Annotated in this window: 9 protein-coding genes and 1 riboswitch; of the genes, 7 read left to right on the forward strand and 2 right to left on the reverse strand. The window is 46.5% G+C overall.

Going from position 1 to position 17677, the window contains the following annotated elements:
- The first annotated feature begins 5 nt into the window (after window positions 1-5).
- The 7 genes from recG (at window position 6) to metF (ending at window position 12926) form a co-directional block, all read left to right on the forward strand.
- Window positions 6-2114: an ATP-dependent DNA helicase RecG gene (recG, locus tag E2R65_RS05050; RefSeq protein WP_134335413.1), complete on the forward strand. Its 2109-nt coding sequence runs from the start codon at window positions 6-8 to the stop codon at window positions 2112-2114.
- Window positions 2115-2167: 53 nt separating this feature from the next.
- A complete protein-coding gene (locus E2R65_RS05055) occupies window positions 2168-3556 on the forward strand; it encodes a M20/M25/M40 family metallo-hydrolase (RefSeq protein ID WP_134335414.1) in 1389 nt (462 codons plus the stop codon).
- A gap of 66 nt (window positions 3557-3622) precedes the next feature.
- Window positions 3623-4930: an MFS transporter gene (locus E2R65_RS05060; RefSeq protein WP_134335415.1), complete on the forward strand. Its 1308-nt coding sequence runs from the start codon at window positions 3623-3625 to the stop codon at window positions 4928-4930.
- Window positions 4931-5108: 178 nt separating this feature from the next.
- A complete protein-coding gene (locus tag E2R65_RS05065) occupies window positions 5109-6839 on the forward strand; it encodes a helix-turn-helix transcriptional regulator (RefSeq protein ID WP_134335416.1) in 1731 nt (576 codons plus the stop codon).
- A 153-nt stretch (window positions 6840-6992) separates the two neighbouring features.
- Window positions 6993-7358: a response regulator gene (locus E2R65_RS05070; RefSeq protein ID WP_134335417.1), complete on the forward strand. Its 366-nt coding sequence runs from the start codon at window positions 6993-6995 to the stop codon at window positions 7356-7358.
- Between the two features lie 500 nt (window positions 7359-7858).
- Window positions 7859-7970, forward strand: a riboswitch (SAM riboswitch).
- Window positions 7971-8160: 190 nt separating this feature from the next.
- Window positions 8161-11877 carry a methionine synthase gene (gene metH / locus E2R65_RS05075; protein ID WP_134335418.1) on the forward strand — a complete coding sequence of 1239 codons (3717 nt, stop codon included), beginning with the start codon at window positions 8161-8163 and terminating at the stop codon, window positions 11875-11877.
- 92 nt (window positions 11878-11969) lie between these two features.
- Window positions 11970-12926 (forward strand): methylenetetrahydrofolate reductase [NAD(P)H], encoded by a 957-nt coding sequence (gene metF / locus E2R65_RS05080; protein ID WP_134335419.1) that lies wholly within the window; start codon window positions 11970-11972, stop codon window positions 12924-12926.
- A 1359-nt stretch (window positions 12927-14285) separates the two neighbouring features.
- Here metF and E2R65_RS05085 read toward each other — a convergent pair.
- Both E2R65_RS05085 and amaB read right to left on the reverse strand, forming a co-directional pair.
- On the reverse strand, window positions 14286-15929 hold the full coding sequence (locus tag E2R65_RS05085; protein WP_134335420.1) for a S8 family serine peptidase: 1644 nt from the start codon (window positions 15927-15929) through the stop codon (window positions 14286-14288).
- Between the two features lie 130 nt (window positions 15930-16059).
- Window positions 16060-17601 (reverse strand): L-piperidine-6-carboxylate dehydrogenase, encoded by a 1542-nt coding sequence (gene amaB, locus E2R65_RS05090; protein WP_134335421.1) that lies wholly within the window; start codon window positions 17599-17601, stop codon window positions 16060-16062.
- Window positions 17602-17677: the final 76 nt, after the last annotated feature.

The following is a 17677-nucleotide window of genomic DNA, read 5'->3' on the forward strand; positions in this document are numbered from 1 at the left end:
AAAAATTGAATAATCAGCACTTTCAAACACCCATTGAGTATTTAAAAGGTGTGGGCCTGGCCCGCGCCGAAGTACTTAAAAAGGAATTGCAGATTTACAGCTTTGAAGACCTGCTGAGGCATTTTCCTTATAAGTATATAGATCGTACGCGGGTTTATAAAATAAAGGATATTTTGCCTGATATGCCCTATGTACAGGTACTGGCAAGGGTAAGCAAAAAAGAACTTATTGGCGAAAAGCGCACCAAACGCCTGGTTGTACAAGCTAATGATGATACCGGCGTAATTGAACTGGTATGGTTTCAGGGCATAAAATGGGCCGAAAAAATGCTGGTGCCCGGCAAGGTGTATATCATATTTGGCAAGCCCGGCTTTTTTAACCACAAAGCCCAGATGGCCCATCCCGAAATGGAGCCTTATTTACCCGGTGTGCAGCAGCAAAAGGGCAACTTAACCCTGCAACCTGCTTATAATTCAACCGAAAAATTAAAGCAGTTTAGCTTAGATAGTAAAGGCCTGCAAAAATTAATTGCCGCATTGCTGGAGCAGCAGGGCAAAGATATTCAGGAGAATTTACCCGCCTACATCCTTAACCGCTTTAAATTGGCAGGCAGGCAGCAAAGCTACCGCAACATTCATTTCCCCAACGATGCCAGTCAACTGAAGGAGGCACAATACCGTTTAAAATTTGAGGAGCTGTTTTTCCTGCAGTTAAAACTGTTAAAAAATAAACTGGCGCGTACCCAAAAATTCAAAGGCAATGTGTTTGATAAAGTAGGCCATTACTTTAATGGGTTTTATCATCATAAATTACCGTTTGCGTTAACCAACTCGCAAAAACGGGTGCTAAAAGAGATCCGTACAGATACCCAGCGTGGTGTTCAAATGAACCGCCTGCTGCAGGGCGATGTGGGCAGCGGTAAAACCGTTGTGGCTTTAATGAGTATGCTGATAGCGGTAGACAACGGTTTCCAAACCTGCATTATGGCCCCTACCGAAATTCTGGCCAATCAGCATTATCAAACTATAAAAAGCCTGGTAGGCGAAGGGTTTGTAGAGGTGGCCCTGTTAACCGGGTCGGTACCTAACAAAGCCCGTAAAGTTATTCACGAAAAGCTGGAGAATGGCACACTGAATATCCTGATAGGCACGCACGCGCTGATAGAAGATAAGGTGCAATACAAAAACCTGGGCATGGTGGTTATTGACGAGCAGCACCGTTTTGGGGTAGAGCAGCGCGCCAAGCTTTGGCGTAAAAACGTTGTGCCCCCGCATATCCTGGTGATGACGGCTACACCCATCCCCCGTACGCTGGCCATGACGATGTACGGCGATCTGGATATTTCTGTAATTGATGAATTGCCCGCAGGCCGTAAGCCTATCCAAACTTCGCACTATTATGAAGCCCAGCGCCTGCGCATGTTTGGCTTTATGAAGCAGGAAATTGCTAAGGGCCGCCAGATTTATGTGGTATATCCGCTGATACAGGAAAGCGAGAAGCTCGACCTGAAAAACCTGATGGATGGCACCGAAACGATGTCGCGCGAGTTTCCGTTGCCCCAGTACCGCATCAGTATTGTGCATGGTAAACTAAAGGCCGCCGAAAAAGATTTTGAGATGCAGCGCTTTATAAAAGGCGAAACACAAATAATGGTTGCCACTACCGTGATAGAGGTAGGGGTGAATGTACCCAATGCATCGGTAATGATCATCGAAAATGCCGAACGCTTTGGCCTGTCGCAATTGCACCAGCTGCGCGGCAGGGTTGGCCGTGGTGCCGACCAATCTTACTGCATACTCATGAGTAAAGAAAAACTGAGCAATGATGGCCGCATCCGCTTAAATACCATGGTAAAAACAAACAACGGCTTTGAGATTGCCGAAACAGATATGCAGCTGCGCGGCCCCGGCAATATTGAAGGCACGCAGCAAAGCGGTGTGCTGGACCTGAAAGTTGCCGACCTGACCACCGACCAGGAGATACTGCAGCAGGCCCGTAATTGTGTGATAGACATCTTTGAGAAAGACCCCCAACTGGCCGCGCCGGAAAATCAGATCCTTAACCTCGCTTTCCAGGTAAACAATGCCGGTTTAAGCTGGGATAAAATATCCTGATGCATTCATGAAAACGCGCAGCAAATATTACATTTGCTTAAACGCTTTTAAACATGAAAAAATTCTTACTTCTTTCCATCTTTTTAGCAGGCGCTGCCATCAGTTCGCAGGCGCAGGATTCCGTACAGATCCGCCGGTTTTATGACGAAGCACTGGTTAAGGGCCAATGTTACGATAATTTACGCTACCTGTGCAAAAAGATAGGCCAGCGTTTAAGCGGCTCTGCAGGCGCGGCAAAATCTGTAGAATGGAGTAAAAAACTGATGGAAGGCTACGGTTTTGACCGGGTTTACCTGCAGGAAGTAATGGTACCGCATTGGGTGCGCGGCGCAAAAGAACAAGCCTATATCATGGATGGTAAAAATAAAATAGCCGTACCGGTTGCTGCCCTGGGCATGTCGGTAGGTACACCGGCTTCAGGCATCACCGCCAATATTGTAGAGGTGCGCAGCCTGAAAGAATTAGATGCACTGGGCGAAAGCGTTATTAAGGGCAAAATTGTTTTCTTTAACGGCCCGTTCGATCAGCGTTTTATCGAAACCGGTGCCGGTTACGGTGCAGCCGGCATACAACGCTTTGCAGGGCCGGCGGCAGCGGCAAAATATGGTGCGGTTGGCGCCATCGTACGCTCAATAACCCCGGCATTGGATGATTATCCGCACACCGGCGGTACCGTTTATGCCGAAAGTGGTAAAAAGATCCCGGCGGCAGCCATATCAACATTAGCTGCCAATAAACTCAGCAATATGCTGAAACTGCGTAAACTGCCGTTGATTAAATTTTACCTTAAGCAAAGCTGCCAAACCCTGCCCGACGTAAAATCATACAACGTAATAGGAGAGATTAAAGGCAGCGAAAACCCCAATAAATTCATCACCGTTGGCGGCCACCTGGATTCGTGGGACCTGGCCGAGGGCGCGCATGATGATGGCACCGGCGTAATGCAATCTGTAGAAGTATTGAGGATAATTAAGGCAACGGGCTATAAACCTAAAAACTCCATCCGTGCGGTATTTTTTATGAATGAAGAGAATGGCCACAAAGGTGGTATTAAATATACCGAACAGGCCGCAGCAGATAAAGAGGAGCACATTGCAGCCATTGAAACAGACGAGGGTGGTTTTACCCCCCGCGGCTTTAGCTTTGAAGATGCATCACCCAAATTCCTGAAAGAAATTAACAAAAGCTGGAAGGGCCTTTTAGAACCCTATGAGGCCGACAGGTTAACCGCCGGTGGCAGCGGCACAGATATCGGCCCTTTAAAAGAGGCTATCCCATCCATAAAGCTGATCGGTTTCAGGCCCGATTCGCAGCGTTATTTTGATATTCACCATACGCCTAACGATGTTTTTGAAAACGTAAATAAACGGGAGCTGGAGTTAGGCGCTGCAGCCATTACCGCATTGGTTTACCTGATAGACCAGCATGGCTTAAACTTTTAAAATTTAACTTTGAGGCCGCAATTTTCAATTGTAAATTGCGGCCTCACTTTTTAACATACTACCAAAGTGCCAGACGACGGAAATTCCACCCCCAAAACAGATTCATTTGCAGCCTTAAGATACAAGGATTTCCGGTCGTACATTGGTATGCGCTTTTGCTTTACGTTTGCCTACCAAATGCAAACCGTAGTTTTGGGTTTTTATATTTACCAGTTAACACACAGCAAAATAGCGCTGGCGTTTATTGGCTTAAGCGAAGCTATCCCGGCTGTAGGGATAGCCCTGTATGGCGGTTACATTGCCGATAAGTACGAAAAACGGAAAATGCTGCTTATTATATTTTCAGGCGTACTTTTATCATCGCTGGTAATGTTTATCACCACATTAACCAACGTGGCATCGCAATTACATACAACGGGCATATTGACTATCTTATACGCCATGATTTTTTGTAATGGCCTTGCCCGTGCTTTTTATGGCCCGGCCACTTTTACCATTTACGCACAAAGCATCCCCAAAGAACTTTACCCCAACGGCAGCACCTGGAGCAGTTCCAGCTGGCAGGTTGCATCTATACTGGGGCCATTAACCGGTGGGTTTATTTATGGGTTTGCGCATCATTTTTACCCCGGTCTAACGGGTATAACCGCAACATTTGCGTTAACGCTGATATTTATGCTGGGATCATTGGTGTTGGTTTACCTGCTGCGCGAATATCCGCCCATTTTTATCCCGAAAGAGAATATCTGGGTGAGTTTAAAAGAGGGCTTAAACTTTGTTTTTACCAACAAAATAATGTTTTATGCCATGAGCCTCGACTTGTTTTCGGTGTTTTTTGGTGGGGTGGTGGCCTTGTTGCCCGTATTTGCGCTTGATATTTTAAAGGTAGGTGCAGAAGGCCTGGGCATTATGCGCATGGCATCGTCATTAGGGGCGGCATTAACCATGATCGTCATGATCCGCTTCTCGCCCATGAATAAGCCCTGGCGAAATTTGCTGATAGCAGTTTCGGGCTTTGGCATCTCTATCATCGGGTTTGGTTTATCAAATATATTTTATGTATCGCTTATGTTCCTGTTTTTACAGGGCGCTTTTGATAGCGTAAGCGTAATTATCAGGGGTACTATTATGCAGCTTTTAACGCCCGACCATATGCGGGGCAGGGTATCGGCGGTAAACTCCATGTTCATTGGCTCATCTAATGAAATCGGCGATTTTGAATCGGGTATGGCGGCCAAACTACTGGGCACAGTGCCGGCGGTTATATTTGGCGGCACCATGACGCTGCTGATCGTATCTGTTACCTGGTTAAAAACAAAAAAGCTGGTACCGCTGTCGCTCGCACAGATACAAGAACCAACCGCCCCTGTATAGTTTTAAAACCACAGGTGTTACTCCTATTTGGGCTAAAATCAGCCAATGATTTTTATATGATATTATCCAGCTTTAATTACTTTTGCGCATAAGTATCACCCCTACTTAATAATTAATTTTTTAAGCCTTGATTACAAAGCGTAAAACTATTTTGCAGCGTAAGTTGCTTTTTACGATCATGATATGGTTGTTATTTTTGCCATTGCTTACTTTTGCGGCATACAGCCCCCCGCCGGTATATAAACCACACATTTTTAATAGCTTAAAAGATACGGTAGACGCGCATCGTGTTGATGGGGCCAGGGCCCTGTATCGCATCAATTGCCGTAAAATGAGCGAGGCTGACGCCATGCACAGCCTGAACGATATGCGAACCATCGCCAGGCAACTAAGAGACCTGCACCTGGAGTGCGCCATATTTGATATGCGTGCCGATTATTATTCGGTTAACAGAGGGTATAATTTAAAAAGTAATATTTATTTTAATAAGGCCATTGCTTTTGCACAAGGCGAGGATATGCAGCTGGAAACGGGCATATATCAGCATCGCAAAGCCAATTATCTGTTTCTTTACAAATATAATTCGGCAGCATGCAGGTACTATCTGCTGTCTGAAGAGAACCTGCGCGAGGTTGGGTTTGATAACGTGCCCGAAATGGGCAATATATTTTCAGAAACCGCGATCTTTTATTATTCGGTAGGTGACTTTGATAATGCGCGCGAAAACCTGCGCCGGGCTTTAAAATATCAGCGGCAGGTAAACCGCACACGCATAAATATTGTAAATACTATTGGCCTTACCTATCGTAACAGCAACCAGTACAGCATAGCCGAAACTTATTTTAATAATGCCCTATATATGGCAAAGGCTATTAAGGATAGCGCTTGGGTAGCCATAGCCAATGGCAATATCGGGTCCATTTATTTTTTGCAGCACCGGTATGGTAAGGCTTTGCCCTTAATAGAAGATGATTACAGGCAATCGTTAAAGTATGAACAGAAGCTTAATTCGGCCATAGCATTGCTGCGCTTGATCAGAATAAATATTGACTACAGCGAACTTAAATTAGCCGGCATGCGCCTGGATACGGCAGACAAGATCTTGCTGAAGTGCACCGAGAACGTACTTACACAGCGTGTGCAGTATTATGAACTTAAAACAACACTCAGCGAAAGGCTGGATCATGTAGCTGATGCCACCCGGTATCGTAACACATCCGAAAAACTGAGGGATAGCGTATCCAAGCGGGATAATGTTGCGGCCATTGAGCGTGTAAAGATGCAGTGGGTGATGGAAAAAAGCCGCGAGGAGTTTAATAACCTTAAAAAAAGCGCGCAGCTAAACGCTTTTAAGCAAAATACCATCATTACTGTGCTATTGCTTTTGGTGATCATAACTGCTTTGATCTATAACAGGCAAAGGCTTAAGGCTAAAAAGGATAAGGAGCTGATGGAATCTGAAAAAAGGCGGCTTGATGAAGAACTTCAGAATGCCAGCCTGTCTTTAAACGGGTACACCGAAAACCTTAAACAAAAAAATATCCTGATAGAGAGTTTTAAAACCGAGCTGGAAAAGGTTAAAGGGCAATTTAGCGATACGGATGTAGCCGTTAACCTGGATAAGATGATGCAGGCCCACATCATGACGGAGGAGAACTGGGAAGAGTTTAAAAAACTATTTTCGAGAGTACACACTACATTTTTTTATAACCTGCGGCACCAGTATGGTAACCTATCCGGCACAGATGTAAGGCTATTGGCACTTATTAAATTAAAACTTAATAATAAGGAAATGGCTGCTATGCTGGGGATAACGATTGATGGTGTTAAAAAAGCCAAGCAGCGCCTGCGCAAAAAAATGGAACTTTTAGAGAGTGAGGAACTGGAAGATGTTGTTAATAGCCTGTAATGCTAAAAAAGAAGCTATAAAAGCATTTGTCTTGATTTTGTCCACCCTTAAAATTCTTTGAAATGTTGTTTATCACCCATCTTTGAGGACTTTATCATATTAATTAAACCAATTAACAAGCACTCAAATAATAGATAGAGCTAAATTTACCTGATGCAAAAATTGTATATTTATATTGTAGAAGATAACCCTTTAATAGCCCTGGCTTTAAGGGAAATAATATCAAATATGGGCCATACGGTTTGCGGCACAGCATCAAATTATACCAAGGCAGTAACGGACCTTGGTACAATGAGTGTTGACCTGGTCATAACAGATATAATGTTACAGGGAAAAGAGAACGGGATTGACCTTGCACAATATATTAATCATCATTTACATATTCCGTTTATATTTCAATCGTCAGTAACATCAGCAGATATATTAACTCAGGCTAACCAAACCTGCCCTAATGCTTTTTTACCCAAGCCGGTAAACAAGCTGGCAATGATAGAGGCTATTGCTAAAATAGCTGCTTAAAAATATGATATAATTATTGATTAATTGTTAACATTTAATACCCCTACAATGGAAACAAAACAAAAAAAGACCTGCCCGCATTGCGGCAGGGGTAAACTAGCCAACAGGGCCCGAAGGCCCGCGTTGATGAAGGCCACTTTATTCTGGCTCCCTATAAAACGATACTCGTGTAACGTGTGCAATAAAAAATCATACGTTTTTGGTTCTGTATGGGAGGACGAAAAAAAAAACTCTGATTAATACGATTTAGAGGGGGATTTCTGAATCTATTATGTGCATCATTTTTACCTGTCGGGCATTACACTTGCCCGATAGGGCTATGGTGCTGTAGTGATCATTAAAATCCTCTTTTGGTATTGTGCCCTGATTTGTACCTGCCTGTTGTAAAAATGCAATGTGGTTAAAAAACGATGAGTACGATTTTTTAACCCCCGTATTAATTACAGATGGCTGCCATTAAATACGTTTGCACTTTACAACATTATTATTCATCTTTGTAACGCTTATGGAGAAAGACGGAGGGATTAGACCCTGCGATGTCTTAGCAACCTGTTACTTAACAAGGTGCTACATTCTACTCCGGTTAACAGAACAACCGGGGACAGATAAGTGAAAGTCAATATTATACCCGACTTTTCGAGATAAGCTACATTTAGATTGGAGATATTACATGTGAGATTGGAGATAGCTACTGCTTTTCATTGTCACAATAATACCTTGTTTTATCAGATATGAGAATTGAGTTTTGAGTAATGGTTTTTCCTTGTCTCACAACTCCTATCTCCTATCTCACATCTCAACAATGGATATTAGAAAAGAATTACAGAAACGGATATTGGTTATTGACGGGGCTATGGGTACCATGATACAGCGGTACGAGCTCACCGAGGAGGATTTTCGCGGGGAGCGTTTCCGCGACCATCCATCAGACCTGAAAGGCAATAACGACCTGCTGAATATTACCCGCCCCGATGTGATCAAGGCTATCCATGCCGAGTACCTGGATGCGGGGGCGGATATCATCGAAACCAATACCTTCAGCACGCAAAAAATATCACTGGCCGATTATCACCTCGAAGAGCTTGATTACGAATTAAGCTACGAAGGCGCCCGCATAGCCCGCGAAGTGGCCGACGAGTACACTCAAAAAGACCCATCGAAACCACGCTTTGTGGCGGGTGCAGTTGGGCCAACTAACCGTACGGCGTCTTTGTCGCCCGATGTGAACGACCCGGGTTACCGCGCCGTTACCTTTGATGACCTGGCCCAGGCCTATTATGAGCAGGTGCGCGGTTTGGTAGATGGGGGATCTGACGTGCTGCTGGTAGAAACCATTTTTGATACCCTGAATGCTAAAGCAGCGCTGTTTGCTATCCAGCGCTATAAAGACGAATGTAAAGCAGCAGGTAAAGATTACCCTGCCTTCCGTGATAGTGGCGGTATCATGATCTCAGGTACCATCACCGATGCATCGGGCCGTACTTTGTCCGGCCAAACAGTAGAGGCTTTCTGGAATTCTATCAGTCATGCTAACCTGTTATCGGTAGGCTTGAATTGCGCTTTAGGTGCCCGCGAAATGAGGCCCCACTTAGAGGAACTTTCTGCAAAGGCAGGCGTATTTATATCTGCTTATCCTAACGCCGGCCTGCCTAACGAGTTTGGCGCATATGATGAAACCCCGCACGAAACAGCCCATCAGGTAGATGATTTTATCAAGGCAGGCATTGTAAATATTGTGGGTGGTTGTTGCGGCACCACGCCCGATCATATTAAATGTATTGCCGATAGGGCTGCTAAATACCCGCCAAGGCAATTACCTGACATTGAGCCATACCTGCGCTTAAGCGGCCTGGAAGCCGTTACCCTTACCCCCGAAACCAACTTTGTAAATATAGGCGAGCGTACCAATATCACCGGGTCGCCCAAATTCTCTAAACTTATCCTGGCCGAAGATTACGAGGCTGCCCTTACCGTTGCCCTGCAGCAGGTAGAAGGCGGTGCGCAGGTGATCGACATTAATATGGATGAGGGGATGATAGACTCGGAAGCGGTAATGGTGAAATTCCTGAACCTGGTTGCCAGCGAGCCGGATATTGCCAAGCTGCCCATCATGATCGATTCATCTAAATGGACGGTTATCGAAGCCGGGTTAAAATGCCTGCAGGGAAAAGGTATTGTAAACTCCATCTCCCTTAAAGAGGGCGAAGAGAAATTTAAGGAATATGCCCGCAAGATCCTGAGCTATGGCGCTGCTGCCGTGGTGATGGCCTTTGATGAAACCGGACAGGCCGATTCGCTGGAGCGCCGCAAGGAGATCTGCGGACGATCATATAAGATCCTGGTTGAAGAAGTGGGTTTCCCGCCGCAGGATATTATCTTCGACCCGAACATCCTGACCGTAGCAACGGGTTTGGAAGAGCATAATAACTATGCGGTAGATTTTATTGAGGCTACCCGTTGGATAAAACAAAACCTGCCATACGCCAAGGTGAGCGGTGGGGTCAGTAATATTTCCTTTTCGTTCCGCGGTAACAATGTGGTGCGCGAGGCGATGCATTCGGCATTCCTGTATCATGCTATTAAGGCTGGGCTGGATATGGGCATCGTAAACGCCGGGATGCTGGAGGTTTATCAGGAGATCCCTAAAGACCTGCTGGAACTGGTAGAAGACGTTTTACTAAACCGCCGCGATGATGCCACCGAGCGCCTGGTTGAATTTGCCGATACCATCAAAAGTAAGGGGAAAGAGATCGTTCGTGATGAGGAATGGCGTAAGGGTACGGTGGAAGAAAGATTGTCGCACGCCTTAGTAAAAGGTATCATCGAATACCTGGACGATGACGTGGAAGAGGCCCGCCAGAAGTTTGCCAAGCCTTTAGAGGTGATTGAAGGCCCCCTGATGGATGGCATGAACGTAGTAGGCGACCTGTTTGGTGCCGGTAAAATGTTTTTGCCGCAGGTGGTAAAATCTGCCCGTGTAATGAAAAAGGCGGTGGCTTACCTGTTGCCGTATATCGAGCTGGAGAAACAGCGTGTTATAGATGCCGGTGAAGACAGCAGTGGCAGCAGGGCTAATGCGGGTAAGGTATTAATGGCCACCGTAAAAGGCGACGTGCACGATATCGGCAAAAACATCGTAGGCGTGGTGCTGGCTTGTAACAACTTCGAGGTGATAGACCTTGGGGTGATGGTGCCTGCCCAGCGCATTATAGAGGAAGCTAAAAAACAGGAAGTAGACATCATCGGCCTAAGCGGGTTAATTACCCCATCGCTTGATGAGATGGTACATTTTGCCAAAGAGATGGAGCGCGAAGGGTTTACTATTCCGCTGATTATTGGCGGGGCAACCACCTCGCGCATCCATGCGGCGGTAAAGGTGGCGCCGCATTACTCGGGTGCAGCCATCCACGTGCTGGATGCATCACGCAGTGTAACCGTTTGCAGCAGCTTGATGAATCGTGATACCCGCGACAGCTACATCCAAAACATCAAAGACGAATATACCAAAGCCCGCGAAGCACACGCTAACAAAAAAAGCGACAAACGCTTTGTAAGCATTGAGCAGGCCCGCGAACAAAAATTCCAGATAGACCTGAAGATGGTTGCGCCGGCACCAGGCTTTACCGGCACCAAAGTTTTTGATGCCTACCCGCTGGAAGAACTGGTGCCTTATATTGACTGGACACCATTTTTCCATACCTGGGAGTTGCGTGGCAGTTACCCTAAGATCTTTGCCGATAAGTTTGTAGGCGACGAAGCTAAAAAGCTATTTGATGATGCCCAGGCATTAATGAAACGCATTGTAGACCAAAAGCTATTGCGTGCAAGCGGCGTGATTGGTTTTTGGCCGGCCAACAGCGTGGGAGATGATATTGAATTATATACTGATGAAACCCGCCAGCATTTGCTGACACGCATCCATACGCTGCGCCAGCAGAACGAAAAGGTTAAAGGAGAGCCGTATTATGGCCTGTCGGATTTTGTGGCGCCTAAGGAGAGCGGCGTGGCCGACTACTTCGGTGGCTTTGCCGTAACAACCGGTATTGGCTGCGACGAGCTGGTTGCTGAATTTGAGGCCGACCACGACGATTATAACAGCATCATGACCAAAGCCATTGCCGACCGCTTTGCCGAGGCCTTTGCCGAAAAAATGCACGAACTGGTACGTAAGGAATACTGGGGTTACGCTAAAGACGAACATTTAGATACGGTTGAACTGATCAAGGAAGAATATCAGGGCATCCGCCCGGCACCGGGTTACCCTGCCTGCCCGGATCATACTGAAAAAACAACTTTGTTTGAGATACTGAGCGCCGAAGAGAATGCCCACATGCACCTTACCGAAAGCCTGGCCATGACACCGGCAGCATCGGTAAGCGGGTTCTATTTCTCGCACCCGCAGGCAAGGTATTTTGGCTTGAATAAAATAAGTAAAGATCAGATAGCGGATTATGCTGTCAGGAAAAACTTATCTGTTGATACTGTGGAACGTTGGTTAGGGCCAAATTTGAATTATTAGCCCCCCAGCCCCCTGAAGGGGGAGCAGGAAAGGGTAGTTTATTATTAGAAATTTAAAAAATTAAATTCCCCCTTTAGGGGGTTAGGGGGCTCATGAAGATTACAGAACACATAGCCAATGCGGCAGGAAAAACACTTTTTTCCTTTGAACTTATCCCACCTTTAAAAGGCCAAAGCATTCAAGGGATTTATGATGCTATCGACCCGTTGATGGAATTTAAGCCGCCGTTCATCGATGTAACATCGCTGCGCGAGGATTATATTTATAAGGAGCACCAAACCGGCTTGCTGGAGAAACTGGCTTATCGTAAGCGCCCTGGTACTATTGCTATCTGCGCGGCTATTATGAATAAATACAAGGTAGATACCGTTCCGCATTTACTTTGCGGTGGTTTTACCAAGGACGAAACCGAAAACGGCCTGATAGACCTGCAGTTTTTAGGTATAGATAATGTGTTGGTTTTACGCGGGGATGCCCGCCGGGGCGATGCATCTTTTGTGCCTACGCCCAACGGCCACTGCTACGCTACGGACCTGCTGCAACAGGTAGTGAATATGAACAATGGCGTTTACCTGCACGAGCATTACGAAGGCATCCTGAAAACAGATTTCTGTATAGGTGTTGCCGGTTACCCCGAGAAACATTTTGAGGCGCCGAACTTAAAAACAGATTTTAAGTATCTAAAGCAAAAGGTTGATATGGGCGCAGGCTTTATTGTTACCCAGATGTTCTTCGATAACCAAAAATATTTTGATTTTGTAAATAACTGCCGCGCCGTTGGTATCAACGTGCCGATCATCCCGGGGCTGAAACCTATCACCACCTCAAAACAATTGGTTAATCTGTCAAAAACCTTTCATATCGATATCCCCGAAGCATTAAGCGATGCCATCCACGATTGTAAGGATGAAAAAAATGTAAAAGATATTGGTATTGAATGGATGATTGAACAGTGTAAAGAACTGATGAAGTTTGGCGCACCTGTACTGCACTTTTATACCATGGGTAACCCCGGCCCAACCAAACGGATCGCTGAAGCGATATTTTAATCGATAAACTTTGTCATGGTAAGCCTGTCGAACCATTAACCGGGCGTACAAGGTCTTCGACAAGCTCATACTGACATTTTGTGAAGTGTGTCATGGTGAGCCTGTCGAACCATTAGCCTGGCGTGCAAGTCTTCGACAAGCTCAGACTGACATTTTGTGAAGTGTGTCCTGGTGAGCCTGTCGAACCATTAACCGGGCGTGCAAGTCTTCGACAAGCTCAGACTGACATTTTGTGAAGTGTGTCATGGTGAGCCTGTCGAACCATTAGCCGGGTGTACAAGCCTTCGACAAGCTCAGACTGACATTTTGTGAAGTGTGTCATGGTGAGCCTGTCGAACCACTAACCGGGCTTACAAGGTCTTCGACAAGCTCAGACTGACATTTTGTGAAGTGTGTCCTGGTGAGCCTGTCGAACCATTAACCGGGGGTGCAAGCCTTCGACAAGCTCAGACTGATATTCAGGAGTGTGTACTGGTGAGCCTGTCTAACTATTAACCGAGCGTACAAGTCTTCGACAGGTTCAGACTGACATAATGCAGATGTCATGGTGAGCCTGTCGAACCATTAGGCGAGCGTACAAGTCTTCGACAAGCTCAGACTGACATTTTGTGGAGTGTGTCATGGTGAGCCTGTCGAACCATTAACCGGGCGTACAAGGTCTTCGACAAGCTCATACTGACATTTTGTGAAGTGTGTCATGGTGAGCCTGTCGAACCATTAGCCTGGCGTGCAAGTCTTCGACAAGCTCAGACTGACATTTTGTGAAGTGTGTCCTGGTGAGCGTGTCGAACCATTAACCGGGCGTGCAAGTCTTCGACAAGCTCAGACTGACATAGTGTTTTAGCTTGTCATGGTGAGCCTGTCGAACCATTAGCCCGCTTTGCTAAGTCTTCGACAAGCTCAGACTGACATTAAGGAGTATGTCCTGGTGAGCCTGTCGAACCATTAACCGGGCGTACAAGTCTTCGACAAGCTCAGACTGATATAGTGTGAAGTGTGTCATGGTGAGCCTGTCGAACCATTAACCGGGCGTACAAGTCTTCGACAAGCTCAGACTGACATTTTGTGAAGTGTGTTCATGGTGAGCCTGTCGAACCATTAACCGGGCGTACAAGTCTTCGACAAGCTCAGACTGACGTTTGGTGAAGTGTGTTCCTGGTGAGCCTGTCGAACCATTAACCGGGCGTACAAGGTCTTCGATAAGCTCAGAGTAACATTTGGTGAAGTGTGTCCTGGTGAGCCTGTCGAACCATTAACCGGGCTTACAAGTCTTCGACAAGCTCAGACTGACATTTCCATATAACCAAGTAAGGCCCGGCGATTCGCCGGGCCTTACTTGGTTATATCACAGAAATTATCTTAGATCCCTGCCGGTTTTAATTTTGATGCAGCAAGCAATGCTTTGTAGGCATTTACGATGCCACCTGTTTTAGACAGTGTGGTAAAATCAACCTTTTCTGTAGTGCTGCCCGGTTTTAAAACCATAGTGCCGGTTAGCGGCGTGGCCGATTCCAGGATCACCTGTTTTAGCTGTTTGGCGCTCAGGTTTGGGTAATACTCCAATACTAAAGCGGCCACACCTGCCGTAATGGGCGATGCAAAGCTGGTACCATCGGCAGTGTTAAACTCGGCATCCATATTTACAGATGTTACCTTTACGCCCGGCGCAAATACATCTACATTCTTTTTACCGTAGTTGCTAAAAGTACCCGCCAGATTTTCATTCAGTTTATCGGCAGATGCGCCAACGCTTATCACGTTATCGGCATCCGTGCCGGATCCATCTGCAAAAGTATCATTCGGGAATTGCGGCTTGGCGTCCACATCCTGGTTATCGTTACCCGAAGCCTGCACCAGCAATACATTTTTAGATGCCGCATATTTAAAGGCATCATCTACCCAGGCCTTATGCGGCGATAGTTTTTTACCAAAGCTCATGTTAATGATGCGGGCGCCATTATCTACCGCGTAACGTATCGCGTTAGCAATATCCTTATCGTATTCATCGCCGTTTGGTACAGCCTTAATAGCCATAATACGCACATTATCGGCCACCCCGTCTATACCATATTTATTGTTGCGCACGGCGCCAATTAAGCCCGCTACCCCGGTGCCATGCTCGGCATCAGCAAATTTAAGCAGGTTATTGCCATAAGGCTTGCCGTCCTGTACATCGGGGTTATCGCCAACAATACGTTTACGCGCATCCGGGTCGGGGTTTACATCGTTATTTAATTTGGCCAGGTATTCGCTTAATTCGTTAATGATCTTGGCGTTGGTATCATCACCGCCCTGCTGGTCAAAAACCGAGTTCCATACGTTTTTACTTTGTGTAACCGTATCGCTTTTTGAAGTGATCTTGGCCAGGTCGGCCTTTTTAAATGATGCGTCAGATTTTAAGTTCAGCGCCTTTTTAATGTATCCGCTTGTTGCCATTAAGGCATTCATAACAGGCTGTAGCTGCTGTATTTCGCCGTTTGATTTACTGATGGTAGCATCATGGGTAAGCTTTACCTGTTCCCAGTAAGCAAACTCTTTTTCGCTGCCTGCAGGTGCGGTTGTAAGGCCTTCATATTTACCTTTTAGCTTGTTGTACTCGCGCACTTCTTCGGTAGTTTCGGTAAAATCGCATTTGCCGCCCGGCCCGCCTAAAAAGTCCCAGCCGTGCATGTCATCAATATAACCGTTCTTATCGTCATCAATGCCGTTGCCCGGTATCTCTTTGGTGTTGGTCCACAATACAGGTTTAAGGTCGGCCTGTGCCGTATCTATACCGCTATCTATCGTAGCAATTAATACGGTTTTGCTTTTTTTGCCTTTTACAAACAGGTAAGCCTGGTTCAGGCTGATGCCGAAGTAGCCATCGGTTTTAAGGTCCATCAGGTGCCAGTTCTTTGGCAGTTCGGCAGCAGGTTTGGGTGCAACCTGCGCGGTTGATTCAATGCTGATCAGCAGGGCGGCGCTTAAGGCTGCGCCGGTTATGGTCTTGAAGATTTTATACATATTTTAATAGTTCGTGTTTATAATTTATTCGTTGCCGGGTTAGCCCCCTCTAAATCTCCCCCGGTAGGGGAGACTTTAACCGCGCTCTTTTAAAAAAGCCCTCTCTGCCGGGAGGGTTGGGTGGGCTATCTTACAGGTCAAATTTAATGCCCTGCGCTAAAGGCAACGTTTTAGAATAGTTTATAGTATTGGTTTGGCGCCTCATATACACTTTCCAGGCGTCAGAACCGCTCTCGCGGCCGCCGCCGGTTTCTTTTTCGCCGCCAAAGGCACCGCCTATCTCTGCGCCGGATGTGCCGATGTTAACATTGGCAATCCCGCAATCAGAACCCGCGTAAGAAAGGAATGTTTCTGCCTCGCGCAGGTTATTGGTCATGATGGCGGATGACAGGCCCTGCGGAACGCCGTTCTGCAAATCGATCGCCTCATCCAGATCCGAATATTTGATCAGATAAAGGATAGGGGCAAAGGTTTCGTGCTGTACAATTTTAAAGTGGTTTTCCACCTCGGCAATGCAGGGTTTTACATAACAGCCCGATGCATAAGCGTCACCTTCCAGCTTGCCGCCTTCTACTACAAAATTGCCGCCTTCTGCTTTACATTTTTCTATCGAATCTAAATACAAAGCAACCGCATCCTGATCGATCAGCGGGCCCATGTGGTTGTTCTCGTCCAGTGGGTCGCCAATTTTTATTTGTTTGTAGGCGTTAACTAATTTCTCTTTAAAGGCATCATAAACACTTTGATGGATGATGAGCCTGCGGGTACTGGTGCAACGCTGCCCGGCCGTGCCTACCGCGCCAAATACGGCACCGATCAGCGACATGTCCAGGTCGGCATTTTCGGTAATGATGATGGCATTATTGCCGCCCAGTTCTAACAGGCTTTTGCCCAGGCGCGCGCCAACAGCCGCGCTAACGGCCTTGCCCATCCGGGTAGAGCCCGTTGCCGATACCAGCGGTACGCGGGTATCGCTGCTCATCAGTTCGCCTATCTCCCGGTCGCCAATGACGAGGCAGCTTACGCCTTCATCAACGTTATTGCGTTTAAATACTTCCTGTGCAATGTGCTGGCAGGCTATGGCCGTTAAAGGTGTTTTTTCGGATGGTTTCCAGATGCAAACATCGCCGCAAACCCAGGCCAGCATGGCATTCCAGCTCCAAACGGCTACCGGGAAGTTAAAGGCAGATATTACCCCCACAATACCCAGCGGGTGGTATTGCTCATACATGCGGTGCTCGGGGCGCTCGCTATGCATAGTTAAGCCGTATAACTGCCTGCTAAGGCCAACGGCAAAATCGCAGATATCTATCATTTCCTGTACCTCGCCGTAACCTTCCTGCAGGCTTTTGCCCATTTCGTAAGATACCAGCGTGCCCAGTTGTTTTTTATTTTCGCGCAGCGATTCGCCGATCTGGCGTATGATCTCGCCGCGTTTTGGAGCAGGTACCTGCCGCCAGGTTTTAAAAGCTTTTTGGGCCGTTACAACAACACTATTATACTCATCAGCAGTAGCAAACTTTACCGTGGCTATCTTTTTACCATCGGTAGGTGATGTAACATCTTTTACAAAAGCATTAGGGCTGCTGCCCCAGTTGCTGCCTGTACTAAACGCATGGTTAATGTCGTTTATATGTAAATGCGAAAGAATATCTTTTATAGGTAAGCTCATAATTGGTACTTTTGTCAAAGGTAAAAATCTTTAGGGCAATTATCTCAACTCATCACTCGCCAACTAAATTGCTTCA

The organism is Mucilaginibacter phyllosphaerae (assembly GCF_004378255.1).
Lineage (GTDB): Bacteria > Bacteroidota > Bacteroidia > Sphingobacteriales > Sphingobacteriaceae > Mucilaginibacter > Mucilaginibacter phyllosphaerae.

Excerpts from the sequence above, each read along its gene's own strand:
- metH (WP_134335418.1), top strand. The coding sequence starts at position 8,161 with ATGGATATTAGAAAAGAATTACAGAAACGGATATTGGTTATTGACGGG.
- E2R65_RS05085 (WP_134335420.1), bottom strand. The coding sequence starts at position 15,929 with ATGTATAAAATCTTCAAGACCATAACCGGCGCAGCCTTAAGCGCCGCC.
- E2R65_RS05065 (WP_134335416.1), top strand. The coding sequence starts at position 5,109 with ATGATATGGTTGTTATTTTTGCCATTGCTTACTTTTGCGGCATACAGC.
- metF (WP_134335419.1), top strand. The coding sequence starts at position 11,970 with ATGAAGATTACAGAACACATAGCCAATGCGGCAGGAAAAACACTTTTT.
- amaB (WP_134335421.1), bottom strand. The coding sequence starts at position 17,601 with ATGAGCTTACCTATAAAAGATATTCTTTCGCATTTACATATAAACGAC.
- E2R65_RS05055 (WP_134335414.1), top strand. The coding sequence starts at position 2,168 with ATGAAAAAATTCTTACTTCTTTCCATCTTTTTAGCAGGCGCTGCCATC.
- E2R65_RS05070 (WP_134335417.1), top strand. The coding sequence starts at position 6,993 with ATGCAAAAATTGTATATTTATATTGTAGAAGATAACCCTTTAATAGCC.